The sequence below is a fragment of the Rhizobium sp. Leaf341 genome (genome assembly GCF_001424325.1).
GTDB lineage: Bacteria > Pseudomonadota > Alphaproteobacteria > Rhizobiales > Rhizobiaceae > Ferranicluibacter.
Map to the genome: position 1 here is coordinate 622,368 of NZ_LMPE01000015.1, position 24,420 is coordinate 646,787.

21 protein-coding genes are annotated in these 24,420 nt (G+C 64.6%); 12 read left to right on the forward strand and 9 right to left on the reverse strand.

The window, feature by feature from the left end:
• A complete protein-coding gene (locus ASG03_RS17655) occupies positions 1 to 2,097 on the reverse strand; it encodes a putative bifunctional diguanylate cyclase/phosphodiesterase (protein WP_082475832.1) in 2,097 nt (698 codons plus the stop codon).
• A 255-nt stretch (positions 2,098 to 2,352) separates the two neighbouring features.
• Between ASG03_RS17655 and ASG03_RS17660 the strand changes: the two genes are divergently transcribed.
• From ASG03_RS17660 to pth, 4 genes are all read left to right on the forward strand, one after another.
• Positions 2,353 to 3,003, forward strand: coding sequence for a 50S ribosomal protein L25/general stress protein Ctc (locus tag ASG03_RS17660; protein ID WP_062476167.1), 651 nt, complete (start codon positions 2,353 to 2,355; stop codon positions 3,001 to 3,003).
• Positions 3,004 to 3,223: 220 nt separating this feature from the next.
• Positions 3,224 to 5,596: a putative bifunctional diguanylate cyclase/phosphodiesterase gene (locus ASG03_RS17665; RefSeq protein WP_062694835.1), complete on the forward strand. Its 2,373-nt coding sequence runs from the start codon at positions 3,224 to 3,226 to the stop codon at positions 5,594 to 5,596.
• A gap of 64 nt (positions 5,597 to 5,660) precedes the next feature.
• Positions 5,661 to 6,449, forward strand: coding sequence for a substrate-binding periplasmic protein (locus ASG03_RS17670; protein WP_062694837.1), 789 nt, complete (start codon positions 5,661 to 5,663; stop codon positions 6,447 to 6,449).
• Between the two features lie 127 nt (positions 6,450 to 6,576).
• Positions 6,577 to 7,293, forward strand: a complete 717-nt coding sequence (gene pth, locus ASG03_RS17675) for an aminoacyl-tRNA hydrolase (RefSeq protein WP_062694839.1) — start codon at positions 6,577 to 6,579, stop codon at positions 7,291 to 7,293.
• 55 nt (positions 7,294 to 7,348) lie between these two features.
• Here the strand turns inward: pth and clpS are convergent, their stop codons facing one another.
• A complete protein-coding gene (clpS, locus tag ASG03_RS17680) occupies positions 7,349 to 7,657 on the reverse strand; it encodes an ATP-dependent Clp protease adapter ClpS (RefSeq protein WP_062476179.1) in 309 nt (102 codons plus the stop codon).
• Positions 7,658 to 7,887: 230 nt separating this feature from the next.
• Between clpS and ychF the strand changes: the two genes are divergently transcribed.
• Positions 7,888 to 8,991, forward strand: a complete 1,104-nt coding sequence (ychF, locus tag ASG03_RS17685) for a redox-regulated ATPase YchF (RefSeq protein WP_062476182.1) — start codon at positions 7,888 to 7,890, stop codon at positions 8,989 to 8,991.
• A 188-nt stretch (positions 8,992 to 9,179) separates the two neighbouring features.
• Here the strand turns inward: ychF and ASG03_RS17690 are convergent, their stop codons facing one another.
• Positions 9,180 to 9,725: an adenine phosphoribosyltransferase gene (locus ASG03_RS17690; RefSeq protein ID WP_062694841.1), complete on the reverse strand. Its 546-nt coding sequence runs from the start codon at positions 9,723 to 9,725 to the stop codon at positions 9,180 to 9,182.
• A 139-nt stretch (positions 9,726 to 9,864) separates the two neighbouring features.
• Positions 9,865 to 10,332: a DUF4168 domain-containing protein gene (locus tag ASG03_RS17695; RefSeq protein ID WP_062476188.1), complete on the reverse strand. Its 468-nt coding sequence runs from the start codon at positions 10,330 to 10,332 to the stop codon at positions 9,865 to 9,867.
• A gap of 190 nt (positions 10,333 to 10,522) precedes the next feature.
• On the opposite strand from ASG03_RS17695, the gene ASG03_RS17700 reads away from it, so the two are divergent.
• Positions 10,523 to 10,708: a DUF1059 domain-containing protein gene (locus ASG03_RS17700; RefSeq protein WP_062694843.1), complete on the forward strand. Its 186-nt coding sequence runs from the start codon at positions 10,523 to 10,525 to the stop codon at positions 10,706 to 10,708.
• 67 nt (positions 10,709 to 10,775) lie between these two features.
• Here the strand turns inward: ASG03_RS17700 and ASG03_RS17705 are convergent, their stop codons facing one another.
• From ASG03_RS17705 to ASG03_RS17715, 3 genes are read right to left on the reverse strand one after another with little or no spacing between them, the layout of a single operon-like run.
• Positions 10,776 to 12,035, reverse strand: a complete 1,260-nt coding sequence (locus ASG03_RS17705) for a CCA tRNA nucleotidyltransferase (RefSeq protein WP_062694844.1) — start codon at positions 12,033 to 12,035, stop codon at positions 10,776 to 10,778.
• A complete protein-coding gene (locus ASG03_RS17710) occupies positions 12,032 to 12,679 on the reverse strand; it encodes a CoA pyrophosphatase (protein ID WP_062476197.1) in 648 nt (215 codons plus the stop codon). Before ASG03_RS17710 ends, ASG03_RS17705 begins: the two co-directional genes overlap by 4 nt.
• Positions 12,680 to 12,703: 24 nt before the next feature.
• Entirely contained in the window at positions 12,704 to 13,348 is a 645-nt protein-coding gene (locus ASG03_RS17715) for a DUF1285 domain-containing protein (RefSeq protein ID WP_062694846.1), read from the reverse strand.
• Positions 13,349 to 13,540: 192 nt separating this feature from the next.
• Between ASG03_RS17715 and ASG03_RS17720 the strand changes: the two genes are divergently transcribed.
• The 4 genes from ASG03_RS17720 to ASG03_RS17735 are packed head-to-tail and all read left to right on the forward strand — an operon-like array spanning position 13,541 to position 20,485.
• Positions 13,541 to 14,554, forward strand: coding sequence for an AAA family ATPase (locus ASG03_RS17720; RefSeq protein ID WP_062694848.1), 1,014 nt, complete (start codon positions 13,541 to 13,543; stop codon positions 14,552 to 14,554).
• A 4-nt stretch (positions 14,555 to 14,558) separates the two neighbouring features.
• Positions 14,559 to 15,482, forward strand: a complete 924-nt coding sequence (locus tag ASG03_RS17725) for a DUF58 domain-containing protein (RefSeq protein ID WP_162241407.1) — start codon at positions 14,559 to 14,561, stop codon at positions 15,480 to 15,482.
• Positions 15,479 to 18,379, forward strand: a complete 2,901-nt coding sequence (locus tag ASG03_RS17730; protein WP_062694850.1) for a DUF4159 domain-containing protein — start codon at positions 15,479 to 15,481, stop codon at positions 18,377 to 18,379. Before ASG03_RS17725 ends, ASG03_RS17730 begins: the two co-directional genes overlap by 4 nt.
• A gap of 24 nt (positions 18,380 to 18,403) precedes the next feature.
• Positions 18,404 to 20,485: a hypothetical protein gene (locus tag ASG03_RS17735; RefSeq protein WP_062476210.1), complete on the forward strand. Its 2,082-nt coding sequence runs from the start codon at positions 18,404 to 18,406 to the stop codon at positions 20,483 to 20,485.
• Here the strand turns inward: ASG03_RS17735 and ASG03_RS17740 are convergent.
• Together ASG03_RS17740 and ASG03_RS17745 are read right to left on the reverse strand one after the other, a co-directional pair.
• Positions 20,482 to 21,348: an alpha/beta fold hydrolase gene (locus ASG03_RS17740; protein WP_062476212.1), complete on the reverse strand. Its 867-nt coding sequence runs from the start codon at positions 21,346 to 21,348 to the stop codon at positions 20,482 to 20,484. The genes ASG03_RS17735 and ASG03_RS17740 overlap by 4 nt on opposite strands.
• A 161-nt stretch (positions 21,349 to 21,509) precedes the next feature.
• Positions 21,510 to 22,010 carry a GNAT family N-acetyltransferase gene (locus ASG03_RS17745; protein ID WP_062477054.1) on the reverse strand — a complete coding sequence of 167 codons (501 nt, stop codon included), beginning with the start codon at positions 22,008 to 22,010 and terminating at the stop codon, positions 21,510 to 21,512.
• A gap of 269 nt (positions 22,011 to 22,279) precedes the next feature.
• Here ASG03_RS17745 and ASG03_RS17750 point away from each other — a divergent pair, with 269 nt between their 5' ends.
• On the forward strand, positions 22,280 to 23,266 hold the full coding sequence (locus ASG03_RS17750; protein ID WP_062694852.1) for a glutathione S-transferase family protein: 987 nt from the start codon (positions 22,280 to 22,282) through the stop codon (positions 23,264 to 23,266).
• A 78-nt stretch (positions 23,267 to 23,344) separates the two neighbouring features.
• Entirely contained in the window at positions 23,345 to 24,253 is a 909-nt protein-coding gene (locus ASG03_RS17755) for a metallophosphoesterase family protein (protein WP_062694854.1), read from the forward strand.
• Positions 24,254 to 24,420: the final 167 nt, after the last annotated feature.

The window sequence follows — 24,420 nt, forward strand, 5'->3', positions numbered from 1 at the left end:
TCAGGCCGCCACGGCCGGCGTCGGCGCGACGATCTCGGCAGGGGCCGGCGGATCGATCTCAGCAGACGTCATGAGGGCCGTCATGACCGCCGTCTTGATATCGGAGAGCGGCTGCGGCTTCCCGAAGAGATAGCCCTGAACCTGAAGGCAGCCCTCTCCCTGCAGAAACGTCATGTGCTCCTCCGTCTCCACCCCTTCGGCCAGCACCGGAATATCGAGGCTGCGCGCCAGGATGATCGTCGAACGGACGATCGCTTCGGCCGGCCGGCTGCGGCCGATCCCGTCAACGAAGCTCCGGTCGATCTTGATCTTGTCGAACGGAAAGTTCTGCAGCGTGGACAGCGAGGAATATCCGGTGCCGTAGTCGTCCATGGCGATCTTCACGCCCATGGCCTTCAACTGGCGGATGATGTGAAGGGCGTGCTGCTGATCGCCGATGATGCCGGACTCCGTGATCTCGAGTTCCAGGCGCTCGGCGGCAAGCCCGGTCTGCAGCAGGATGTCGCGCACCCGGTGCGGCAGCAGCCTGTCGGCCAGCTGCGCGGAGGCGACGTTGACCGCGATTCGCACCGGCTGGGTCCAGGACGATGCCTCGCGGCAGGCGGTTTCCAGCACCCAGTCGCCCAAAGTCTGGATGAAGCCGGTGCGCTCGGCAAGGGGAATGAATTCGGCGGGTGACACCATGCCGCGCGTCGGATGCCGCCAGCGCAGCAGGACCTCGTAGCCGATGATCTCCCGGCTGAGAACGTCGTTCTGCGGCTGGTAGAAAAGCTCGAGTTCGCCGCGATCGATGGCGTGATGCAGGTCGATCGACAGGAGGCTGCGATCGCGGGTGGCGGCGTCCATGCTCGGCTTGTAGAACCGAACAACCGTCGGACCTGTCATCTTTGCGCGCTGCATGGCAAGATCCGCCTGCGCCAGAATGTCGGTCGCGGTCTGCCCCGAGCCGGGAAACAGCGCGATGCCGGCACTCGCCGTCACGCGAAAAGCCTGTCCCTCGAGGTCCATCGGCAGGTTGACGGCACTGAGGATCCGTTCGGCGAAATCCTTCGCATCGGCCTTCATGAAAAACTGATCCCGAACCGCCACGAATTCGTCGTCGCCGTTGCGGGCCAGAAATTCGCCGGGCTGCAAGACGCCGGACACCTTCTCGGCGATTTCCCGCAGGACGCGGTCGCCGACCGCCTGCCCATGCGCGTCGTTCACATCCTTGAACCGGTTGACGCCGATCGCGACCACCGCCATGCGGGCCGTATCGTCGCGCGGCTGGCGCATCGTTTCGCCGACATGCTCGTAGAGCGCGTTCCGGTTCGGCAGCCCCGTCAGCGCGTCGTGTAGCGACAGATGCCGATAGCGTTCGGCGGCCATCTGGTTGGAGTTCAGGTCGATGATGTAGGCCGACGCGCCGAGCGCCAGCATGACCCCCATGATCAGGAGGACCATGGCCGCAAGCCCGCTTTCCGAGACGCCCATGGCCGGGATCGATATCGTCGGATCCGGCACGACGGTCATGCCGGCCATCGCCGTGAAATGAAGCGAGGCGATCGCCAGGATGAGGCTGACAGCCCCGCCATACTTGCAGAAACGCGTGACCGGCCGCGCGATGCGGTTTGTGGCCACGGCTCCGAAACCCACCGAGCAGACGACGGCGGCAACGGTCAGCACCGGATCCCACGTCTTGATGCCTGCGACGAGGAAAGCGGCCATGCCGACATAGTGCATCGCGACAATGCCGAGACCGACGATCCCGCCGCCCAGCTCGATGGTCGCGCCCGTCTGCCGCCCGGCGGTGACGGCAAAACCGAACAGGGTGAAGCCGACGGCGATGGCCAGAGACAGGAGGCTCATGAGCGGGTCATAGGCGTGGTCGAGCGGCATGCGGTAGCTGATCATCGCGATGAAGTGCGTCGACCAGATGGTCGAGCCGCCGATGGAGCCCGACAGGAACAGCCAGTGGAGCTTCTGGACCCCTCGGGTACGCCGCACCCGGGCGTAAAGCCGCATCGTCAGGACGGAGCCGAGAATACACATGACGAAGGCTGCCGCCAGCAGCGGGTAGGAATGGTCGAGCGCCACGCAGGAGAGGATTGTGAGCATGAAACACCTATGAGAGACAGCGCAGATGTCGCATGCGCGGTCCCATCAGGCCATTAACGCCGCCTGATGTTCTTTGCGCACGGTTACCGACCTCTGAACGGCCGGAGGCGCGCAAGCATTGCATTTCCGGGTATTCTCCGTTATGGACGCGCGTCCGCGCAGACACCCTTGGAGGCAAACGCGGATGAGGCCTCAAAACCTCGATCCGCACGGCGGCATCGCCAGCGGATGCTTCACAACAAGAAAGGTACTGCCATGAGCAACGCAACTTACGAGCTCAAGGCCGAAACGCGCGAACGGGTTGGTAAGGGGTCCTCCCGCGAACTGCGACGTAACGGTCTTATCCCTGCTGTCATCTACGGTGACAAGCAGACACCGATTTCCATCGCCCTCCCCACGAAGGAAGTCACGCAGCGCATTCACGCCGGCGGTTTCATGACCACGGTTGCCACGATCGACGTCGACGGCCAGAAGATCCAGGTTCTGCCGAAGGACTACCAGCTCGATCCGGTGCGCGACTTCACCATGCATGTCGACTTCCTGCGCGTGTCCAAGAACAGCGTCGTGACCGTCGAAGTGCCGGTTCACTTCGAAAACGAAGACAAGTCTGCTGCCATCAAGAACGGCGGCGTTCTCAACGTCGTTCGCCACACGATCGAACTGGTCGTCCCGGCGAACGCGATCCCGGACGCCATCACCGTCGACCTCAGCAGCCTGGCCAAGATCGGCGACGGCATCCACATTTCTGACATCACGCTGCCCGAGAACGCGACGCTGACGATCACCGACCGTGACTTCACGGTTGCGACAATCGCTGCTCCGGACGTCCTGACGGCGGAAGAAGAAGAAGGTGCATCGGCTGCTGACGCTGCCGGCGAAACCGAGAACGAAGGCGACGCCGAGTAATCCCGACTTCGGGGTAAGCTGACGTCACTGGTTTACGAAAGGCCCGCTTGCCTCGCGCAGGCGGGCCTTTTTGCGTCTCGTCCGGCGACTGTCGCTTCAACAACATTTAATGCTTTTGTGGTCTTGTTGCCGGAGGTTGTGCGGTGTGTTCCAGCATGCGGAACGATGCGCGATCGGTGCGGGGACGGGCCATGACAGACGCGAATGCCGAGGCGAAACAATGATGCACTCCGTGGAACATCGTTTCATCGCGATCGTGTGCGGCGCCATGCTGATCTTCGTCGCGCCGCTGATCGTGCTCTTCCTCTACCTCTCCTCCGGCCGCATCGAACGCGAGCAGATGGCCACGGCCGAGATCATGCTGGACGCCGGCGCCAAGGCGTTGGCCAAGCCGCTCTGGGATTTCGACGCAGAGGCCCTCAACCGCATCGCCCGCGCGCTGACGGCCGACGGCAACATCGCCTTCGTCAAGGTGACCGGCGCGCCCGGCGGTCTTTCCACCATCTACCCGGCCGTGGACGACGAAGCGGCTGGCTCACATGCGGTCCTGTCCCGCGACATCGTCTACGACGCCGAAAACGGACGGAAATCCCTCGGAACGGTCGAGCTGCACGTGCGCAACGGCGGCCTGTTCTCGCGGTTCGGCACCGACGAGCTCATCATCTTCTCCATTCTGATCGTTGCCATTGCTGTCGTCTTCCTGGCAGCCATCGTCGGAAATCGCATCACCGTCATCCGCCCGCTCCTGCGCCTGACCGCCGCGATCGAGATGAGCCGCCTGTTTGGATCACGTCAGCGGGTCGAATGGGAATCGGACGACGAGATGGGCGCACTCGTGCTCAAGTTCAACGAGATGCAGAGCCGTCTCGAAAACGAGCAGAACGCGCTCCGCCGCGCCCATGCGCGCTCGACCGAAATCTACAATCTGACACCGGCCATGTTGTTTTCGATCGATCTCGAAGACAGGATCGTTGCCGTCAGCAACTTCTGGCTAAGCAAGACCGGCTATGCGCGCGAAGTCGTCATCGACCGGCTGTTTTCGGAATTCATCCATCCCTCGGCGCACGAAGCCTATCGCGATCGCCGCATCGCCGCCGGACTTCAGAACACCTGCGAGGTCACGGTGCCTTTCGTCAAGGCGAATGGCGAGACCATGACCGTTCTGATCCAGGAGACCATGACGCTCGAGCATGGGCAGACGGAGGATGCCGCCCTCGCCGTCATGACCGACATCACGGCCCTGAAGCAGGCCGAAAGCCGCAACCAGATGCAGGCCATGACCGACCATCTCACGGGTCTCCTCAACCGCCAAGGCTTCGAGGCGGCCCTCAACGCCGGCATCCGCAAGGCCGACGAGCGCTCTGGAGAGCTCGCCTGCGTCTTTATCGATCTCGACCGGTTCAAGTGGATCAACGACAATTTTGGCCATGCGGTCGGGGACGAGGTTCTGCGACACGTGGTTGCCCGCGTTCGCGCCAACCTGCGGCCCGAAGACACCATATCGCGCATCGGGGGCGATGAATTCGCGATCCTCATCAATGGCGAAAACGTCGAGATGCTCGCCAGCGACATCGGCGACAGCATTTGTGCGAGCCTCGCCGAGCCGATTGTCGTTCGCGGCACAGAGCTTTCGGTCAGTTGCAGCGTGGGGATCGCTCTTTATCCCGTCCATGCCGAGAACGCCTCGGATCTGCTTCTGAAGTCCGACATCGCCATGTATGCGCGTAAGCACGGCGGAAAGAACGGCAAGCAGATGTTCGATACCTCGATGCTCGACGCCGCCCGCGAGCGGCACGAGATCGCCCAGCATATCGAGACGGGCTTGCGGGAGGACTGGTTCGAGGCCTATCTGCAGCCGATCGTGGGCATGAGTGATGGCCGCATCGTCGGCTTCGAAGCTCTGATGCGCCTGAACCATCCGGAAAAGGGCGTCCTGTCTCCCGCCCGCATCATCGGCATCGCGGAGGAAACCGGCACGATCGGCCGTGTCGGCGAACGCATCCTGGAACGCGCCATCGGCCATCTCGCCGCGATCTCCCGCCTGGAAGGAACCGGCGAGACCTACCTCGCAGTAAACTTCTCGCCTATGCAGTTCGAGACCACCTTGCCCCACAAGCTTGCGGCACTGCTTCTGAAGAATCATATCGCGCCGAGCCGCATCGTCATCGAGATCACGGAAGCCGTGCTGATGCTCGACAGTCCTGAGGTTCATGCCGTGCTGAAGCAACTCGGCGAATTCGGCTGCCGCATCGCGCTCGACGACTTCGGCACCGGCTATTCGTCCCTGAGCTATCTCAACCGCTTCCCGGTGGATATCGTCAAGGTGGACCAGTCCTTCACCCGCTCCCTGACGGCGGAAGAGGTGGACGTCCGGCGCAAGAGCCGCATGCTGATCAAAGGCATTCGCACGATCTCCAACCAGATGGGCTATGATACGGTCGCCGAAGGCATCGAAACGCTCGAAGACTGGGAGCTCCTGAAGAAGCTCGGCATCGATTACGGCCAGGGCTATTTCTTCAGCAAGCCGATGGCGATCTGCGACATGCTGAAGATGCTGGAGAGCCACTCGGAAGCCAAGGCCACGACGGCCTGAGCGACACGCGCGGGCCCGCAGGCTTCTCGAGAGACGGACAGACGACAGGGAGCAGAAGGCCGGCATGCAGCAAACGGGACCATGGCAGGCGCGACGCGCGACGGCAGTCGGAACAGCCGCCCTGTGCGCGCTGCTTGCGGCGACGCCCGCCGCGGCGCAACCGGCCGTCGCCCCGGAGACACCAAAGACACCGAAGACATTGACGTTCCTCACGGAGGAATATCCGCCTTTCGGCTTTATGAAGGGCCAGGTGATATCCGGCTCGTCCGTCGAGCAGGTTCGTCGGATTCTGGCGGATGTCGATCTCGACTACACGCTGAATATCGTCCCTTGGGCCCGCGCTTTTGCAACGGCGCAGTCCGATCCGGCAACCTGCATTTTCTCGACAGCGCTTCTTCCCGAGCGCGCCGCGACATTCAAATGGGTGGTTCCCCTCAATGTCGATACGATGCTGCTCGTCGGTCGCACCGGCGGCACCGCCCTCCCCCGGACGATCGAGGACGCCACGGGCTTCACGGTCGCGGTGCACAAGGGCGACCTCGGCGAACGCATCGCCCTGGCGAGGGGGTTCAAGCATCTGGATTCGGCACCAAGCGTCGAGCTTTCCTTGAAGAAGCTGCTGGCAGGCCGCGTCGATCTTGCCCTGCTCACGGGCAAGACCTTCACCGAGCTGAAGGGCCAGGGCCAGCCTCTGGAGGAGATCCTCAAGGTCGAGACCACGCGATCCGGGATCGCCTGCAATCGCGCCGTCCCGGACGAAACCATCGCCGCGATGCAAACATCGCTCGACCGGATGATCGCGGACGGGACCCAGGCCGAGATCGAACATCGCTACAGCAAACGCGACAACTGACGCCGTCGAACGCCTCACCTGCACGAACCGGCTTGACAGACATGCCCTCGACAGGTGCAGAAGCCTTCCTGCAGCATGCGCGCACGGCGATCCTGCACCCGAACCGGCAACAAACCGAGACGAGACAATGTTGATCTTTGCAGGACTGGGAAATCCGGGCCCGAAATATGCGGGCAACCGCCACAATATCGGTTTCATGGCCCTCGACGCGATCCATCGCCGCCATGCCTTTTCGCCTTGGTCGAAGAAGTTCAAGGCCGAGATTGCGGAAGGCGATCTCGGCGGCGAGCGGGTGCTTCTCCTGAAGCCGCAGACCTTCATGAATCTCTCCGGCGAAGCGGTCGGCGAGGCCATGCGCTTCTACAAGGTTCCGGTCGGCGGCGTGGTTGCGATCTATGACGAGCTCGACCTTGTTGCCGGAAAGGCGCGGCTGAAGACCGGCGGTGGCCATGGCGGGCACAATGGCATCAAGTCGATGGACGCCCATTGCGGCCGCGACTATCGCCGCCTGCGCCTTGGCATCGGCCATCCCGGCTCCAAGGAACTGGTGGAACGGCACGTCCTCGGCGATTTTTCCAAAGCCGACCGGCTCTGGCTGGAGCCGCTGCTCGACGCCTTGGCCGACAATGCCGACATGCTTGCCCGCGCCGAGGATTCGCAACTGATGAACAAGCTGGCGCTCGCCACCGGCAGCCCGCCGCCGGCGGAAGCGGCCGCAAAGCCGAAGCCGGCCGGCCAGTCGCACATCAGGGCCGCCCGCAATCATGCCCAGCCGAAAATCCTGCCGACGACCGGACCGATGGCGGACATGCTGAAGAAGATGTTCGGCAACAAGGACGACTAGGCAACCCGCATGGGAAACCCTTGGGCCCGGACGGGGAAACCCGTGGACGACGTGCTCAGTTTTCCGGCTCGGTGGTCAGCATCATGGGAAAGCCGGCCTCCTTGGCGAGATCGGTCGCCTCCTTCGCCTTCGTTTCGGCGATGTCGCGGGCGCAGACCAGGAGAACGCAGGACCCCATCTTGTGGGCCGTCAACATCATCCGGTAACCGGTCTCCTCGCTCATCCGGAACACGATCTTCAGGACCATGATGACAAAGTCGCGCGGCGTATAGTCGTCGTTCAGGAGAATGACCTTATAGAGTTTCGGCCGATCGAGCTTCGGCTTGGTCACCGTCTTCGGCGTGGTGGTGGTACTATCGCTCATGAGCAAGCGCCTTCCGACGAAAAGGCCCGGGTGCAGGCATGCCGCTATATCACATCGGACAGGCCGCGTTTCAAGCACGGCCACACAATTTCCCGGGCTCGCCGAGCCGACGACAACCGGTTGCGGCACGCCCCTTGCCCGCGCCTCTGCCGCCCCCACCCCTTGACCCCTCTGCCGCTTTCGCCCATAGGCACCGCATTGCAAAACTACGAGAGACGGGTCGTCACGCCATGGGTTTCAAATGCGGTATCGTCGGTCTGCCGAACGTCGGCAAGTCCACGCTGTTCAACGCGCTGACGAAGACGGCGCAGGCACAGGCGGCGAACTATCCCTTCTGCACCATCGAGCCGAACACCGGTGAAGTTGCCGTGCCCGATCCGCGGATGCGCAAGCTGGCCGATATCGCCAAGTCCAAGGAACTCATTCCGACCCGCATCGCCTTCGTCGACATTGCCGGCCTCGTGCGCGGCGCGTCGAAGGGCGAAGGCCTCGGCAACCAGTTTCTTGCGAACATCCGCGAAGTCGATGCCGTGGTCCACGTGCTGCGCTGCTTCGAAGACGATGACATCACCCATGTCGAAGGCAAGATCGATCCCGTTGCCGATGCCGACACGATCGAGACCGAGCTGATGCTGGCCGATCTCGAAAGCCTCGAGCGCCGGACCGAGCAGACGCGTAAGCGGGCGAGCTCGAAGGACAAGGAATCGGTTGCGGCCCTTCCGATCATGGATGCGTCGCTGAAGCTGCTCAACGAAGGCAAGCCCGTCCGCACGCTCCTGTCCACCCTCAACGCCGAGGAACTCCTGATCCTCAAGGGCCTCAATCTCCTGACGTCGCACCCCGTCCTGTATGTCTGCAATGTTTCCGAAGCCGATGCGGTCGAGGGCAACGCGCATACGCGTGCCGTCGAGGCGATGGCCAAGGCGCAGGGCGCGGAAACCGTGGTCATCTCGGCAGCCATCGAGTCTGAAGTGGCCCAGCTTCCCGAAGACGAGTCCCGCGAGTTCCTCGAAGCGCTGGGCCTCAGCGAAGCCGGCCTCGACCGTCTCATCCGCGCCGGTTACAAGCTGCTCGACCTCATCACCTATTTCACGGTGGGACCGAAGGAGACCCGCGCCTGGACCATCGAGCGCGGCACCAAGGCACCGGCCGCGGCCGGCGTCATCCATTCGGACTTCGAACGCGGCTTCATTCGCGCCAACACCATCGCCTATGACGATTATATCCAGTTCGGCGGCGAAAGCGGTGCCAAGGAAGCTGGCAAGGCCCGGGACGAAGGCAAGGAATACGTCGTCCAGGACGGCGACGTCATCCACTTCCGCTTCAACACGTAAAGCTGCGAATCGGCGGGCAAGACCGCCATCGGCAAGAAGACGCACCCCCCGCATTCCGCATCGGAGATGCCGGGGGCCGCTCTCTCCCTAGCGCGTTGCGTGAAAAAGGATTCACGCAACGCGCTTTACGTTCTTGTTTTGCGGCATGTCGTTTCCCGAAACCGCTGCACAGGTTCGGGTGACATGCGTTAGTGGCCGGAAAACGCGACCAGCGTCCGCACCTCGACACCCAGCGCTTCGAGCTTCGCGCGTCCGCCGAGGTCGGGAAGATCGATGACGAAGCAGGCGGCAACAATATCGGCGCCCATCTGCCGCAGCAGTTTGCAGGCCCCTTCCGCCGTACCGCCGGTCGCGATCAGATCGTCGATGACGATCACCTTCTCGCCGGGCGTGATGGCGTCGCGATGCATCTCCATCTCGTCCACGCCATATTCGAGGCTGTAGGCGATCCGCACCGTGTCATGGGGCAACTTGCCCTTCTTGCGGATCGGCACGAAGCCGGACGACAGCTGGTGCGCCACGGCACCGCCCAGGATGAACCCGCGTGCCTCTATCCCCGCGACCTTGTCGATCTTCGTCCCGGCATAGGGATGCACGAGCTCGTCGATCGCCCGGCGGAACGCCCGCGGATTGCCGAGGAGAGTGGTGATATCGCGAAAGAGAATGCCCGGTTTCGGATAATCCTCGATGGTGCGGATGGCGGCAGCAAGCTCGCTCTGTAGAGAAAACGTCATGAAAACGATAGGCCTCGCAAAGGTCTGTTACCCCCGAGTCTTAGCACCGGAAAAGGTCCGGCCCTACAGCCTTTTTCACGCACTCGGGATTTCGCTGGGAACGGCCCGGCCTGCCGCCGAGCCGTTCCCCTGCAGGTCGTCAATCGGCGGGAGTGGGGCTTTTCTGCAGGTTCTCCTGCACCTTGCGCGCCACGGTCGGGTCGGATTGAGCCGCCGTGATGATTGTCTTGTAGTCGTTCAGAGACATGCCGGGAGAGGTCTCGACGGCCTTGATCATCTGCTGGTTGGCTTCGTTCTGCAGCTTCTGCTTCGCCGCCGCGTCGGTCGTCGTGCCGATCTTGCGGGTGTAGTCCTGCCGTACCTTGTCGACCTGGAGATAGGCGACGGCAAACGCCTTCAGTTTCTCATCCGTGATGGACGCTTGCGGCGCCGGGATTTGCGAGGCTCCCGCGGACGGCGTCTGTGGCTGCGTGGCCTGCGGCTCCGCCGCACCCTGTGCGAAAGCCGGCGACTGGACGACAAGAACGCCGAGGAGCGCGGCCGTCAGCGAGGCGACGGGCGTGGAGGCGACCCTGGTGCGGAACGTTGTCGTGGGGCGGTTGATCATTCATTGTCCTTCCGTGTTTCCGGGAAGCTGTCCGCTTCCTTTGCGTTTCTCAGCCCGCGCCCTTCTCGCCAATGCACCTGGCGAGAATGTGACGCCGAGGCGTTTTCCGGAACCATCCGTCCGTCTGGTGTGTTCGACAAAGGCTCTCTGCCGCCGCGGCGGAGAACGGGAGGAAACACAGGAGGAAGACATGCGACTGTTTGAATGTGGTGCGCTGGTCCCCGGATGTGACTGGCATACAAGGGCCGACAACGACGCGGAGATCGTGCGGCGGACGGTGGAACACCTGCGGCAGGCCCATGGTGAGAGCGTGATCCGCGAAACCATGATCGACAACATCAAGTCGCGGATCGCCGAAGAAACCAAGGCGGCCTGACGGCACAGGGCATCGGCGCCGCAGGCGTTCGGCCTGCGGCCCATCGCAATCACGCAGGCGATATCAGCTAGTCGACGGCCAGCCGCGCCAGGAGACTGTCCCGGCTCTCGCGAAAGCCCGAGGCGATCCAGCTCTCTTCGAGTTCCCCGAGCTTCGCCCCCATCGCAGGTCCGGGCGAGATGCCGCTCGCGATCAGATCGCCACCGCTGACGGGAAAGACCGGCTTCTGCCAGGCAAGCGCACGATCGAGCAGGCGCCCAAGCCGCGCACTGGCCGCCATCGCGTCACCATCGGCTTCCGCCTTCTGACGCACCGAGGCAAGCGCCAGTTTGAGCCGGAATACGACGCCGTTCCTGCCCTCACGATACAACAGCCGGTCCAGAGCCGTCTCTGCGGTGGTGTCCTTGATCGCACCGGCCTTCGCAAAAGCCTGCATCACGGCGCTTTCCGCCTTGGAGAGGCGCAGGCGCGACGCCATCGCGTCCAGCCGGTCCGGATCCGGCGGGACCATTGCAGCCAGACGCAGCAGCGGATCGGCCGACCATCCGAGCGCCTGCTCGGCCGCGACGAGCCCCGGGATGGCATCGATGCCCCATTTCTCGCTTGCCGGCAGAATCTCGGTCAGAACGCCGGAGGTTCGCATCCACAGCAGCGCCCGGCCGGGATCTCTTGCGGAGAGCAGCTTCTTCAGTTCCGCCCAGATCCGTTCGGCCGACAGCGTCGAGATCTTTCCCTTCGCCTGGGCAGAGGCGCGCAGGCCGTCGGCATCCGGACGGAAGGCGCCGTACCAGGCAAAGAAGCGGAAGAAGCGGAGAACGCGCAGATAGTCTTCCGCAACTCTGTCGGCCGCGGGACCGATAAAGCGGACCATGCCCTTTTCGATATCGGCGATCCCTCCGACGAGGTCGATCACCTCGCCGGATTCGGTGGCGTAGAGCGCGTTCATCGTCAGGTCCCGCCGGGCCGCATCCACCGCCCAGTCGGTTCCGAAGGCGACTTCGGCATGCCGGCCATCCGTGGCGACATCCCGACGCAGTGTGGTCACCTCGAACGGCACACCGTCGACGACGAGCGTTACCGTGCCATGGGCAATCCCGGTCGGCACTGCCTTGATGCCGGCTGCCTCGGCCCGCGCGGTCACGGCGTCGGGCGTCAGCGTCGTCGCCAGATCGACCTCGTCGACGTCGGCGCCCATCAGCGCATTGCGAACCGCGCCGCCCACCACCCGAACCTCGCCGCCCTCCGCATTCAGCAGCGCGAAGACGCGGCGAAGCGGTGGTGCCTGGAACCAGGGCTGGTCTGCAACGGACGGTGTGGCGACGGTCATGCGTAAAGCCTTTCGTAAAGCATCCGGACGATGCCCGCCGTGATGCCCCAGATGCGATGCCCTTCATAGGGCATGGAGTAGTAATGACGCTCGGCGCCCTTCCACAGGCCGCTGTCGACGGCGTGATTGTCGGGATTCATCAGAAACGACAGGGGCACGACAAAGGAACCGGCAACCTCGTCCGGGTTCAGAGACAGCGTGTAACCGGGGCGCACGATGCCGAGCACCGGCGTGATGCGAAATCCCGACAGCGCCATGTAATGCGGCAATCGGGCGACCGGCTCCACGAAGTCGCGGGCCAGGCCGATCTCTTCCTCGGTTTCCCGCAGGGCGGCGTCTTCCATCGAGCCGTCCCCCGGGTCGACGGATCCGCCCGGAAAGGCGATCTGACCGGAATGCTTGCGCAGCGTCGTCGTCCGCTCGGTGAAAATGACGCCGGCATCCGCACCGGCATCCACCACCGGCACAAGGACGGCTGCATCCCGCAGCGGCAGCGTCTCGAGATAGGGGACGACATCGGGATTGAGCAGGATGTCGGCGTGATCCCGCCAGGCAAGATCGATCGGTCGTCCACGCTGAGACGCTGCACGGCTGCGGAAGGCCGCCGCGGAGAAGTCTGTCAGAGGTGAAGTCGCATCCGTCATGACAGCGTCATCGTCCAGCCGCGATCATTCCGCAAGGGCCGTGAGGGCTTCCAGCGTTTCCGCCGGCATCATCGGAAAGATCGCGTCACCGGAGCGGACCGCAAAGGTTCGCACGCCGTCGATCTCGAGCTCTTCGCCAAGCGCTGCGAGATCGTACATGACGGCCCGCGACACCAGCGCCTCCAGCCGTCCGCGGATATGCAGATAGGGCTTCATCTCGGCATGGTCCCCCGTGATCTCGAAGCGCAAGGGATGCTCCGGGCCGGCCTCGACGACATCGCCGACATTGGTGCGAAAGGCGAGGACGGGCGTTCCGTCGCGCTGCGTCACCGTCATCTCGACGGCAAGGAACGGCGCATCCACGACGCGGATGCCGACCTTCTCGGCGGGCGTCACCAGATAGGTCTTGCCGTCCTCGTCCTTGCGCAGGACGGTGGAAAACAGACGGACGAGCGCCGGGCGGCCGATCGGCGTTCCCATGTAGAACCAGGTGCCGTCGGCGCGGATCTCCATGTCCAGATTGCCGCAGAACGGCGGATTCCAGCGCTCCACGGGGGGCACGCCGCGGGGTGCCGTACCCTCGATGGTGACAGCCTGCCCCGCCGCCCGTGCGATCATCGCCGCGAGACCGGCCGCGTCGCTCGTGTCGTCCGTTTTCGCTGCTGCCATCGTTCCGTCCCGTTTGCCCGTGATCTTGCATTTTATCAGACTGAGCCTCACGAGATAGTGCGCCGCACATGGCTTGTCAGCCTGAAGGTGATAGCTAGTTTGAAACGAAAGACGGAACAGGCGCGGGCACGATTCGAAACTTCTGTTCGGATCAGGGTCATGGCGAGCGCCGGGCGAACGGAGAGTTGAGCGATGGGACTGATGAACACGGCGGATGCCGCGCTCGACGAAAAAGCGATCGTTGCCGCTGCTGAAAGAGCGCTGGCCGACATCGCCGTCATCCGAACGGAGGTGGGCAAAGTCATTTTCGGGCAGGAAAGCGTGGTCGAGCAGACCCTGCTTGCGGTCCTGTCCGGCGGCCATGCCCTGCTCGTCGGCGTGCCCGGGCTCGCAAAGACCAAGCTCGTCACCACGCTCGGCACGGTTCTCGGCCTCGACAGCAACCGCGTGCAGTTCACGCCTGACCTGATGCCATCTGACATTCTCGGCTCCGAAGTCATGGACCAAGACGAAACCGGACGCCGGTCGTTCCGCTTCGTGCCGGGTCCGATCTTCACCCAGCTGCTGATGGCCGACGAGATCAACCGCGCGAGCCCGCGCACGCAATCGGCCCTGCTGCAGGCCATGCAGGAATATCACGTGACCGTTGCCGGCCAGCGCAACGACCTGCCGCGCCCGTTCCATGTGCTCGCAACCCAGAACCCGCTGGAGCAGGAAGGCACATACCCGCTGCCGGAAGCCCAGCTCGACCGCTTTCTGATGCAGGTCGATGTGGATTACCCCGAGCTCGCTGCCGAGCGGCGCATCCTGCTGGAAACCACCGGCACCCAGGAGCAGAGCGTCAAGGCCGTGCTGGATGCACCGCAGCTGATGGGCATCCAGAACCTCATCCGCCAGATGCCCGTCAGCGAAACCGTCGTCGACGCCATTCTGACGCTCGTGCGCTCCGCCCGTCCGGGCCACGGAAATGCCGATACCGACCGGCATGTCGCCTGGGGCCCCGGCCCGCGCGCCGGCCAGTCGCTGATGTTGACGGCCCGTGCCCGTGCTCTCTATGACGGTCGCCTGGCCCCCTCCGTCGACGACATCGTCGCCCTGGCCGAGCCCGTGCTTCAACACCGCATGGCGCTGACATTTGCCGCCCGCGCCGAAGGCATGTCGGTGCGCGACGTTATCGGCGGTCTCGTCAAGACCCTCAAGGCCTGACCGGATGGTGAACGCCGTCGGGCACATCGTCGATCGCACCCCCTCCGGTGAGCTTCTTTCGCGTGCGCAGAGCCGCGCCGCGCTCGTGCCGGACTGCATGGTCGAAGCCCGTCGCATCGCCAATACGGTCATTTCCGGCTGGCATGGCCGCCGTCGGCGCGGCATCGGTGAAAACTTCTGGCAATTCCGGCCATATTCCGATGGCGAGAGCCTGTCGCGCATCGACTGGCGGCGCTCCGCCCGCGACGACCACACCTATGTCCGGGACCGGGAGTGGGAAGCCGCCCACACCATCTGGCTCTGGGCCGACCTGTCGCCATCGATGATGTACAAGTCGCGCTTCGGGGCCGTGTCGAAGGAAAGCCGGGCGCTGGTCCTGATGCTGGCGCTCGCCGAGATTCTCGCCCGCTCGGGTGAGCGCATCGGTTGCCCCGGCGTGATGGAACCCGTTTCCGCGCGCAATGCAGCCGAGCGACTGGCCACCGCACTGATCCACAGCAACCTGTCGTCCGGCCTGCCCGAAACCGGCATGATCCGCGGCTGGAGCGATCTCGTGCTGATCGGCGATTTCCTCGATCCCGCGCCTGCGATCATGGAGCGCCTCGGGCCGCTCGGGCGACGCGGCCTGCGCGGCCATGTCGTCGAGGTCGCCGATCCGGCGGAGCAAACCTTTCCCTATGCCGGACGCACCGAGTTCACTGACCCCGAGACGGGGGAAAAACTCACGGCCGGCCGGGCCGAGATCCTGGCGGACGACTATCGTCGCGCCTATCTCGCGCGCCGCGACAGCCTCGGTCAGGGCCTTCGCCACATGGGCTGGACCTTCATTCCGCACCGCACGGATAATCTGGCCTCCGAAGCCCTCGTCGCCGTGCACATGCATCTTTCGGGCATGCCCGGACGAGCCACGCACGGAGGCCAGCTATGAGCGTCCTGCCTCTGGTTTTCTCGAGCCCGCTGATGCTCGCCGCTTTGGTCGCGCTGCCCGCCATCTGGTGGCTGTTACGGCTGACGCCGCCGAAACCCGTGACCGAAGCCTTTCCGCCGCTGCGCATTCTCGCCAGTGTGTTGAAGCGCGAGGAGACGCCGTCCAAAAGCCCCTGGTGGCTGACGGCACTGCGCATGCTGATGGCCGCGTTGGTCATCCTCGCCATCGCCGATCCCGTCGTCAATCCCAAGGTGGGAACCCTGTCGGCCGCCGGCCCCCTCGCCCTGATCATCGACAATGGCTGGGCCACCGCGAACGACTGGGAGCGCCGCGTGCGCACTGCCGACGCGTTGATCACGGAGGCCGAATCCGCCGACCTGCCCGTTTCCCTCGTGCTGACGGCGGACGCCGAAAATGATGGCGTGCCGGGGACGGCGGCCGCTGCGCGAACCCGTCTCGCCGCCGCCGCCCCGCGCCCGCTGCGCCCCGACCGCACGAAGGCCGTCACGGCCCTGCGAACCGGGCTCGGCGATACCCGCCCCGGCACGCTTGCCTTCATCAGCGACGGCATCGCATCCGGTGACGATACGATCATGCGCGATCTCGCGGGTCTGTCGCCCCAGAGCCTGCGCCGGATCGAGGGCTCTGGCAGCGATGCGATCGCGCTGACCGGTGCCGTCAACGAGGCCGACGCGATGCGCATCACCGCAACGCGCCTCGACAAAGCCGCACCCCGGACGATCGCCCTGACAGCCTTCGACACGCGCGGACGCGCCCTTTCGAATGGCCGCATCACCTTTGCCGCCGGCGAGACGACAGCGTCCGGCACCCTGACCGCGCCGTTCGAACTCCGCAACGATTTTGCCCGCATCGGGATCGACGGCTTCGCGACCGCCGGCAGCACCTATCTGCTGGACGACGGGTTCCGCCGCCGGCGCGTGGCGCTTCTTTCCGGCGAGGCCCGCGACCAGTCGCAGCCGCTTCTCTCGCCGCTCTACTACATCAACCGGGCCCTGGCGCCCTATGCCGACCTCGTGCAGCCAACGGAAACCGATCTTGCCGTGGCGCTGCCGCAGCTCCTCGAGCAGAAGCCGTCCATGGTCATCATGGCCGACATCGGCCGCCTGCCGGAAGATACGACACCGGCCATGACGCGCTGGATCCAGAATGGCGGCACGCTGGTGCGCTTTGCCGGTCCCCGCCTTGCCGCGGCGCCGGCCGACGATCCGCTGGTGCCGGTACGCCTCCGTCAGGGGGAACGCGCACTGGGCGGCACGCTGTCCTGGTCGGAGCCCCAGCCTCTCGCGCCCTACCCGGCCACCAGCCCCTTTGCCGGCATGCCGCGACCGCAGGGCATCACCGTCAACCGGCAGGTGCTGGCCGAACCCACGGCCGATCTCTCGCAACGCACCTGGGCGAGCCTGGCCGACGGCACGCCGCTGGTGACGGTTCGCACGCTGGGCGCCGGACGCATCGTGCTGTTCCACGTCAGCGCGGAAGCGACCTGGTCGAACCTTCCGATCTCGGGTGATTTCGTGGAGATGCTGCGCCGCGTCGTGCAACTGTCGCGCAGCGGCGGCGTGACGAGCGAAGGCGGGGCCGCCGCACAGGCAGCCCTCCCGCCCTATCGCCTGATGAATGCCGACGGCACGCTGGTGACGGAAACCCGGGGCGCGCGTCCGCTGGAAACCGTAGCCGGCAGCACGCCGGTGTCCGACAGCGAGCATCCGCCCGGTCTTTACGGTTCCGAAGAAGGCTTCGTCGCCCTCAACCTCCTGCCCCGCGACGCAACGCTCCGTCCGATCGAGAGCACCAATCTGCCGATGCCCTACACGAGCGAAGCGCTGATCGGCAGTGAGGCCTGGTCGCTGAAGCCGGCCTTGTTCACTGCCGCGCTCATTCTCCTGCTGGTGGACACGCTGGTCGTGCTCGCCATGGCCGGGACATTCGCCCGGCCGAACCGGCTGAGGACGGCACACGCCCTGCTGGCGATCGGGATGATCGGCGCGGCTGCAGTGGCGATCTCGCCGCGACCCGCGAGTGCGCAGGAGGCGCCGCAGACACCGATACAGGCCCAGGTACAGGCACAGGCACAGACACAGGCACCGTCCACGCAAAGGCCGTTTAACGATACGCGTCCCGGCGACACGGAGATTCTCAGCCATCTCGACAACACGCATCTGGCCTATGTCGTCACCGGCGAGAGCGAGGTGGACCGCATTTCCGAGCGCGGCCTCGCGGGCCTGACCGAATTTCTGACATATCGGACGACCTTGGAGCCGGGCGCACCCGTCGGCCTCGATATCGCCAAGGACGAGTTGTCGTTCTATTCGCTGATCTATTGGCCGATCTCCGCCAATGCCGAAATGCCGAGCGCCGCCGCGATCAGCCGGATCGATGCCTATATGCGTGCGGGCGGAACCGTGCTGTTCGACACGCGCGACCAGCTGTCCTCCCTGTCATCTGCGTCGGGCACGAGCCCGAACGCCGAACGCCTGCAGGCCATCCTGGCCGATCTGGATATCCCCCCGCTCGAGCCCGTGCCGACGGACAATGTGCTGACGAAGTCCTTCTACCTGCTCTCGTCCTTCCCCGGCCGCTATTCCGGCAGCCCGCTCTGGATCGAGGCGCAGCCGCACAATGACGGGGAACGGTCCGAACGGCCGGCCCGCTCGGGCGACGGCGTCTCGCCGATCATGATCACCGGCAACGACCTGGCCGGGGCCTGGGCGACGGACGAGAATGGTGCGCCTCTCCTGCCGACCGTTCCACCGGACGAGATGCAGCGCGAATACGCCTTCCGCTCGGGCGTCAACATCATGATGTATATGCTCACCGGCAACTACAAGGCCGATCAGGTCCATATACCGGCCCTGCTCGAACGGCTCGGCCAGTGAAGGCCGACCAGTGAAGGCCCCGCGATGACCCTCGACTTTTCGCCTCTCGTTCCGCAGACGGCCCTGATCGCCCTGTCGATTCTCGCCGCCCTTCTCGTCGGGTTGTCGCTATGGCGCGGCATGCGTGGCTCCGTGCTGCGGGCGCTGGCGCTGGCGGCCCTCTGCCTCGCGCTCGCAAATCCCGTTTTCTTCCAGGAGGAACGCGAACCGCTGTCCACGATCGTGGCCGTCGTCGTCGACCGCAGTCAAAGTCAGGATGTGGGCCAGGGCGCGGCCAATCGACGTGCGATGACGGACCGGGCGCTGACGACGCTCAAGGAGCGCCTCGCCCGCTTTCCGCAGATCGAACCGCGGATCGTCGAGGCCGCCGATGATGCCGACACGGAGACACCGTCGACGCGCCTGTTCTCCGCCCTGTCGACCGCGCTCTCGGACGTGCCCCCCGCCCGGGTCGGCGGCGCGATCTTCATCACGGACGGGCAGATCCACGACGTGCCCGACATCAATCAGCCGCTCGGTTTCGATGCGCCGATCCACGGCCTCATCACCGGCCAGCGCGACGAGTTCGACCGGCGCATCGAGGTCATCAGTGGCCCGCGCTTCGGCATTGTCGGCGAAGAACAGACCGTGACCTTCCGCGTCATCGACGATGGACGCACGCCCGCCGGCACGGCCGAGGTCACCGTCAGTCTCAACGGCCAGCAGATCGCCACGCAGCGGGCAGAGCCGGGCACGGACATTCCCTTCCGGTTCACCGTGCCGCGCGGGGGCAACAACATCCTGGAATTCGCCGTCGCGCCGCTGCCCAACGAGGTGACCGAGGCGAACAACCGCGCCGTCCACGTGCTCGACGGCATTCGCGAAAATCTTCGGGTGCTCCTCGTCTCGGGCGAGCCGCACTCGGGCGAACGTGCCTGGCGCAACCTTCTGAAGTCGGACGCCTCGGTCGATCTCGTCCATTTCACCATCCTGCGTCCGCCGGAGAAGCAGGATGGCACGCCGATCAACGAACTCTCGCTGATCGCCTTCCCGACCCGTGAACTGTTCATCGAGAAGATCAACGAATTCGATCTGATCATCTTCGACCGCTACCAGCATCGCGGCGTGCTGCCGATCATCTATTACGACAATATCGCCCAGTATGTCGAAAACGGCGGCGCCTTGCTGATCGCCGCGGGCCCGGAACATGCGGGTGCCGACTCCATCGCCACGACACCCCTGTCTGCCGTCCTGCCCGCCAGCCCGACCGGGCAGATGAACGACAAGGCCTTCTTCCCGAGACTGACCGACGAGGGCCGCAAGCATCCCGTCACCCGGGGCCTCGAAGGGGCCGACAGCGAGCCGCCCCGCTGGGGCCGCTGGTTCCGCACGGTCGATGTGGACCCGCCCGAAGGGCAGACGATCATGCAGGGGGCCGACAACAAGCCGCTCCTGGTGCTCAATCGTGTGGGCAAGGGCCGCGTCGCCATGCTGCTGTCCGACCAGGGTTGGCTCTGGGCGCGCGGTTTCGAAGGCGGCGGCCCGAGCGTGTCGCTCTATCGCCGCACGGCCCATTGGCTGATGCAGGAACCGGCGCTCGAAGAGGAAGCGCTGACGGCCCGCACGAGCGGCCGGACCCTTGAGATCACCCGCCAGACCATCGCGGGCGACCCCGGCAGCGCTCGCCTCACACTGCCTTCCGGCGGCACGCAGGAGGTCGCCCTGAGCGAACGCGAGCCTGGCCTCTATCGCGCCGACGTCCGCACCGCCGAGACGGGCCTGTTCGAGATTGCCAACGGAGACCTGACGACGCTCGTTCACGTCGGCAGCGTCGACGCCCCGGAATTCAAGGCGACCGTTTCGACGGAGGACCTGCTTGCGCCCTGGGCAGAGAAGACCAAGGGCCTGGTCCACCGCGTGGCGGATGCCGGAGGCGCCATCGATATCCCGGCCCTGTTGCCGGTGCGCGGTCAGGTCCGCGTCGCCGATCCCGATCGCATGTCGCTGCGCATGACGGACGAGACGGTGCTGAAGGGGGTCAACTCGTTGCCGCTTTTTGCGGGTTTCCTCGGTCTCGCCGCGCTGCTTCTCGTTCTCTCCAGCACCTGGTATCGCGAGGGTCGCTAGGTCTTCGGGCCGGTCCCGTCGATGAAGGCAAGGACCGCGGCGGCATAGCCCGCCGGATCCTGGTAGAGGGCCTTGTGGCCGACATCCTTGAGCAGGAGGAAGCGGGCGCCGGGGATGGTGCGGGCGATGTATTCGGAATGCGCGCGGCTGACCGCCTCGTCGTGATCTCCGAGCGCGATCATCGTCGGCACCCGGATGCTCTTCAGATCGGCCTGGGAATAGCGGGGTTCTGTCGCCCACAGTGTCTCGATGGCGGCCCGGAACGCCGGATACGCGTCCGGCGTCGACGAGAGCCGCCGGTAATCCGTCTCGTCCCGATTGCCGTCCGGTTGCTGGAGCGAAAAGGCCGGCTGCGGCAGAAGCCCGTCCGGCGAGACGTTGGCCGCCTGCGCAAACAGCTTCGTCAGGCGATCCGGATGATGGAGGGCAATGTCGAGACCGATGATACCGCCATCGCTCCAGCCGACCAGAGCCGTCCGCTCGATCTTCAGCGTATCGAGCAGCGCCACGTAGTCCTCGGCCATGAGATGGTAGGTAAAGGGCGCCTCGGTGCGGGTGGAATGGCCGTGCCCGCGGCTGTCGGCCACAATCACCTCGTGGGTTTTCGCCAGGATCGGCACCTGGAAGCCCCAGACATCGGCGCTCCCCATGCCGCCATGAATGAGCAGGATCGGCGATCCCCGACCCTTGCCATAGACCGCATAGAACATGCGGATCCCGTTGACCGCGGCAAAGCCACTCGCATCGGCTTTCGGCAACGGTGGCGGCGGGTTGAAGCGGTACCAGCGTTCATCGCCCGCCACGCCGAGATAGCCGAGCGCGAAGACAAGAAACGCGAGAACGAGACTTTTCAGACCGGACATGAACGCGCGCCTTGGCTCCGCCCGGCACGATGTCCGGGCACGCCCTAAAGCTAGACGCATTCTATTGAGGAACGCTTACGCAGAACCCGAAAATTGACGCGCCCGCCTCGTCGGGACGGCGACATCGGCACACGCCGCCGCCGCGCGTTCCCTGCGACCTCTCAGGGCCGCCAGCGGATCTCGCCCGCAAGCCGCGCGTGAACATCGGCACCGAGCGGCGCCACGAGAACCCGCGCCATGTCGACGGGTCCAGGAAAGACCAGCGCCCCACGCGCGACGGGCTGGAAGCCGAGGGGCTGATAATAAGCGGCGTCGCCGACGAGAATGACCGCATCCGATCCCTTGCGCCGGGCAGCCTCCACCGCGATGCGAACGAGCTCCCGCCCGATCCCCCGGTTCTTGTGGGAGGGACGGACCGCAAGGGGCCCGAGCAGGTGCGCCGCGACGGGACCGGCAGAGACAGGCGTCATCCGGACCGATCCGATCGTCTCGCCGTCATCGGCGCAGATGAAGGACAGCGCGCGATCGTGCGGTCCCTGCTCGCGGATGCGCGCAGCAGCACGCGCAAACCGGCCGGGGCCGAAGGCTTCCTCGTTGATCAGTTCGATGGCGGCGTCGTGAGAGGCATCTTCCGTCAGATAGACGAGGTCGTGCTTGTGCATGAACATGAGGGAACCCGATTGGCAAACGAAACATGAAGGAACGGCAGCATGCGGCGGCATGCCCGATAACATGGTCGTCAGCGTCGTCGCGGGTTTCCAGCAGAATACATGGTCACGTCTTTCCAGAAAAAGTTGGAGCGCCGATAGCAGAAAAAAAACGCATCACCAAGTGAAAACGCAGCGTTCACCGCGGCATGCCTGTGCCGAGGTTGCCGGTCTCCTATCTTGTGTGGCATCGAGAACACCGCAACAAGCGAGGGAACGGATCCATGGGCATGCTGGTCGAAGGTATCTGGCACGACGTCTGGTACGACACTGCGTCGACCAAGGGGCACTTCAAGCGCTCCGAATCGCAGTTTCGCAACTGGGTGACCGCTGGTGGCGAAGCCGGACCGACGGGTGAAGGCGGCTTCAAGGCGGAAGCCGGGCGATACCACCTCTACGTTTCGCTCGCCTGTCCCTGGGCACACCGCACGCTGATCTTCCGCGCCTTGAAGGGGCTCGAAGACATCATCTCGGTTTCCGTGGTCGATTATCTCATGCTGTCCAAGGGCTGGGAATTCAAGGATGGTCCCGGCGATACGGAGGATCACCTGTTCGGCGCCAAAGCGCTCTCGGAGATCTACGTGCGTGCCGATCCCCACTATTCCGGCCGCGTGACGGTTCCCGTGCTCTGGGATAAGGCTCAGAACAAGCTCGTCTCCAATGAGTCCGCCGACATCATCCGGATGTTCAACACCGCCTTTGACGGATTGACCGGTTCGACGCTCGACTTCTATCCGGCCGAACGGCGCAGCGAGATCGATACGCTGAATGCCCGCATCTACGACACCGTCAACAACGGCGTCTACAAGGCCGGTTTCGCCACCACGCAGGAAGCCTATGCAGAAAGCGTCGAGGCGCTCTTCAACACGCTCGACGATCTCGAGGAGCGGCTATCGACCCGGCGCTACCTGACCGGCGCACGGGTAACGGAAGCCGACTGGCGGTTGTTCACGACGCTGGTGCGCTTCGACCCTGTCTATGTCGGCCACTTCAAATGCAACATCCGCCGTATCGCGGACTATCCGAACCTCCAGGGATACCTGAAAGACCTCTACCAGACACCCGGCGTCGCCGGTACCGTGGATATGCGCCACATCAAGCACCACTATTACGAGAGCCACAAGACCATCAATCCGACCGGCATCGTGCCCGAAGGGCCACAGCTCGATCTGGAGAGCCCGCACGGGAGAGAACGGCTGGACACCCTGTAACGCCTCCGGCTTGCAGGAATGTGGCGAAAGCGTGCCGCGGCGGTTAGCTTTTCCCGGGATATGCGCTAGGTAGAACCCATGTTCAAACTTGCGCATATCTCCGACATCCATCTCGGGCCGCTGCCCAGCCTGTCCATCCGCGAACTCGCCTCCAAGCGCATCACCGGCTTTATCAACTGGCATCGCAACAGGCGCAGCCACATGGTGGGCGATACGCTGAACACGCTCATGGATGCGATCGACGGGATCGACCCGGATCATCTGGCCATCACCGGCGATCTGGTCAATCTCGCCTCTTCGCGCGAAATCGAGACGGTGACGGCCTGGCTGAAGGACGCCGGCGAGCCGCGCAACATCTCGATCATCCCCGGCAATCATGACGCCTATGTCCCCGGCGCCTACGAAAAGGCGACGAAAGCCTGGTATCCGTTCATGCGCGGTGAAGACGCGCCGGCGGAATGGGACGAGGATTTTCACTGCTATCCCTACATGCGCGTCCGCGGCAATGTCGCGATCATCGGATGCTCCACGGCGCTTGCAACGCCGCCCTTTGCCGCCAGCGGCTATTTCGGTCGGCGTCAGGCCCGCGAGACGGTGAACCTGTTGCGCGCCGCCGGCGAGGCCGGCCTCTTCCGCGTCGTCATGATTCACCATCCGCCCATTCGCGGAGCGACCCCGACCCACAAGCGCATGATCGGCATTCGCCGCTTCGGCGCAACGATTTCCGCCGGCGGCGCAGAACTCGTGCTGCATGGTCACACCCACCTCAACACGGTCTATTCCCTGCGCGGGCAGAGACTGCCGGTGCCCGTCGTCGGCATTGCGTCGGCATCGCAGGGGCCGGGCGGCTCCAAGCCGCCTGCCGGCTTCAACCTGTTTTCAATCTCCGGAACTCCCGGGAACTGGAAGCTTCTGCGGGAGCGTTTCGAGTTGAACGAAGTCGGCCGTGGGGTCCATCTTGCGGAAACGACGCGCTTTTTCGACTGATCCTTCCCGGACGGATATCCACGACGTCGCGATTGGCAAAAAACCGTGATAGACCATCGGCTCGTCTTGCGAAGCAGCGCCCGATGGTTTCATATCCGTCTGGTGAGATCGCGGGGAGCCCGTGGCCTGGCGCCGACGAGACGCGCAGACAGGCGAGACCCCGAACA

Excerpts from the sequence above, each read along its gene's own strand:
- ASG03_RS17745 (WP_062477054.1), bottom strand. The coding sequence starts at position 22,010 with ATGCACAAGCACGACCTCGTCTATCTGACGGAAGATGCCTCTCACGAC.
- ASG03_RS17730 (WP_062694850.1), top strand. The coding sequence starts at position 15,479 with ATGAGCGTCCTGCCTCTGGTTTTCTCGAGCCCGCTGATGCTCGCCGCT.
- ASG03_RS17750 (WP_062694852.1), top strand. The coding sequence starts at position 22,280 with ATGGGCATGCTGGTCGAAGGTATCTGGCACGACGTCTGGTACGACACT.
- ASG03_RS17700 (WP_062694843.1), top strand. The coding sequence starts at position 10,523 with ATGCGACTGTTTGAATGTGGTGCGCTGGTCCCCGGATGTGACTGGCAT.
- clpS (WP_062476179.1), bottom strand. The coding sequence starts at position 7,657 with ATGAGCGATAGTACCACCACCACGCCGAAGACGGTGACCAAGCCGAAG.
- ASG03_RS17715 (WP_062694846.1), bottom strand. The coding sequence starts at position 13,348 with ATGGCAGCAGCGAAAACGGACGACACGAGCGACGCGGCCGGTCTCGCG.
- ASG03_RS17660 (WP_062476167.1), top strand. The coding sequence starts at position 2,353 with ATGAGCAACGCAACTTACGAGCTCAAGGCCGAAACGCGCGAACGGGTT.
- pth (WP_062694839.1), top strand. The coding sequence starts at position 6,577 with ATGTTGATCTTTGCAGGACTGGGAAATCCGGGCCCGAAATATGCGGGC.
- ASG03_RS17695 (WP_062476188.1), bottom strand. The coding sequence starts at position 10,332 with ATGATCAACCGCCCCACGACAACGTTCCGCACCAGGGTCGCCTCCACG.
- ASG03_RS17740 (WP_062476212.1), bottom strand. The coding sequence starts at position 21,348 with ATGTCCGGTCTGAAAAGTCTCGTTCTCGCGTTTCTTGTCTTCGCGCTC.
- ASG03_RS17710 (WP_062476197.1), bottom strand. The coding sequence starts at position 12,679 with ATGACGGATGCGACTTCACCTCTGACAGACTTCTCCGCGGCGGCCTTC.
- ASG03_RS17690 (WP_062694841.1), bottom strand. The coding sequence starts at position 9,725 with ATGACGTTTTCTCTACAGAGCGAGCTTGCTGCCGCCATCCGCACCATC.
- ASG03_RS17725 (WP_162241407.1), top strand. The coding sequence starts at position 14,559 with ATGGTGAACGCCGTCGGGCACATCGTCGATCGCACCCCCTCCGGTGAG.
- ychF (WP_062476182.1), top strand. The coding sequence starts at position 7,888 with ATGGGTTTCAAATGCGGTATCGTCGGTCTGCCGAACGTCGGCAAGTCC.
- ASG03_RS17735 (WP_062476210.1), top strand. The coding sequence starts at position 18,404 with ATGACCCTCGACTTTTCGCCTCTCGTTCCGCAGACGGCCCTGATCGCC.
- ASG03_RS17655 (WP_082475832.1), bottom strand. The coding sequence starts at position 2,097 with ATGCTCACAATCCTCTCCTGCGTGGCGCTCGACCATTCCTACCCGCTG.
- ASG03_RS17720 (WP_062694848.1), top strand. The coding sequence starts at position 13,541 with ATGGGACTGATGAACACGGCGGATGCCGCGCTCGACGAAAAAGCGATC.
- ASG03_RS17665 (WP_062694835.1), top strand. The coding sequence starts at position 3,224 with ATGATGCACTCCGTGGAACATCGTTTCATCGCGATCGTGTGCGGCGCC.
- ASG03_RS17705 (WP_062694844.1), bottom strand. The coding sequence starts at position 12,035 with ATGACCGTCGCCACACCGTCCGTTGCAGACCAGCCCTGGTTCCAGGCA.
- ASG03_RS17755 (WP_062694854.1), top strand. The coding sequence starts at position 23,345 with ATGTTCAAACTTGCGCATATCTCCGACATCCATCTCGGGCCGCTGCCC.
- ASG03_RS17670 (WP_062694837.1), top strand. The coding sequence starts at position 5,661 with ATGCAGCAAACGGGACCATGGCAGGCGCGACGCGCGACGGCAGTCGGA.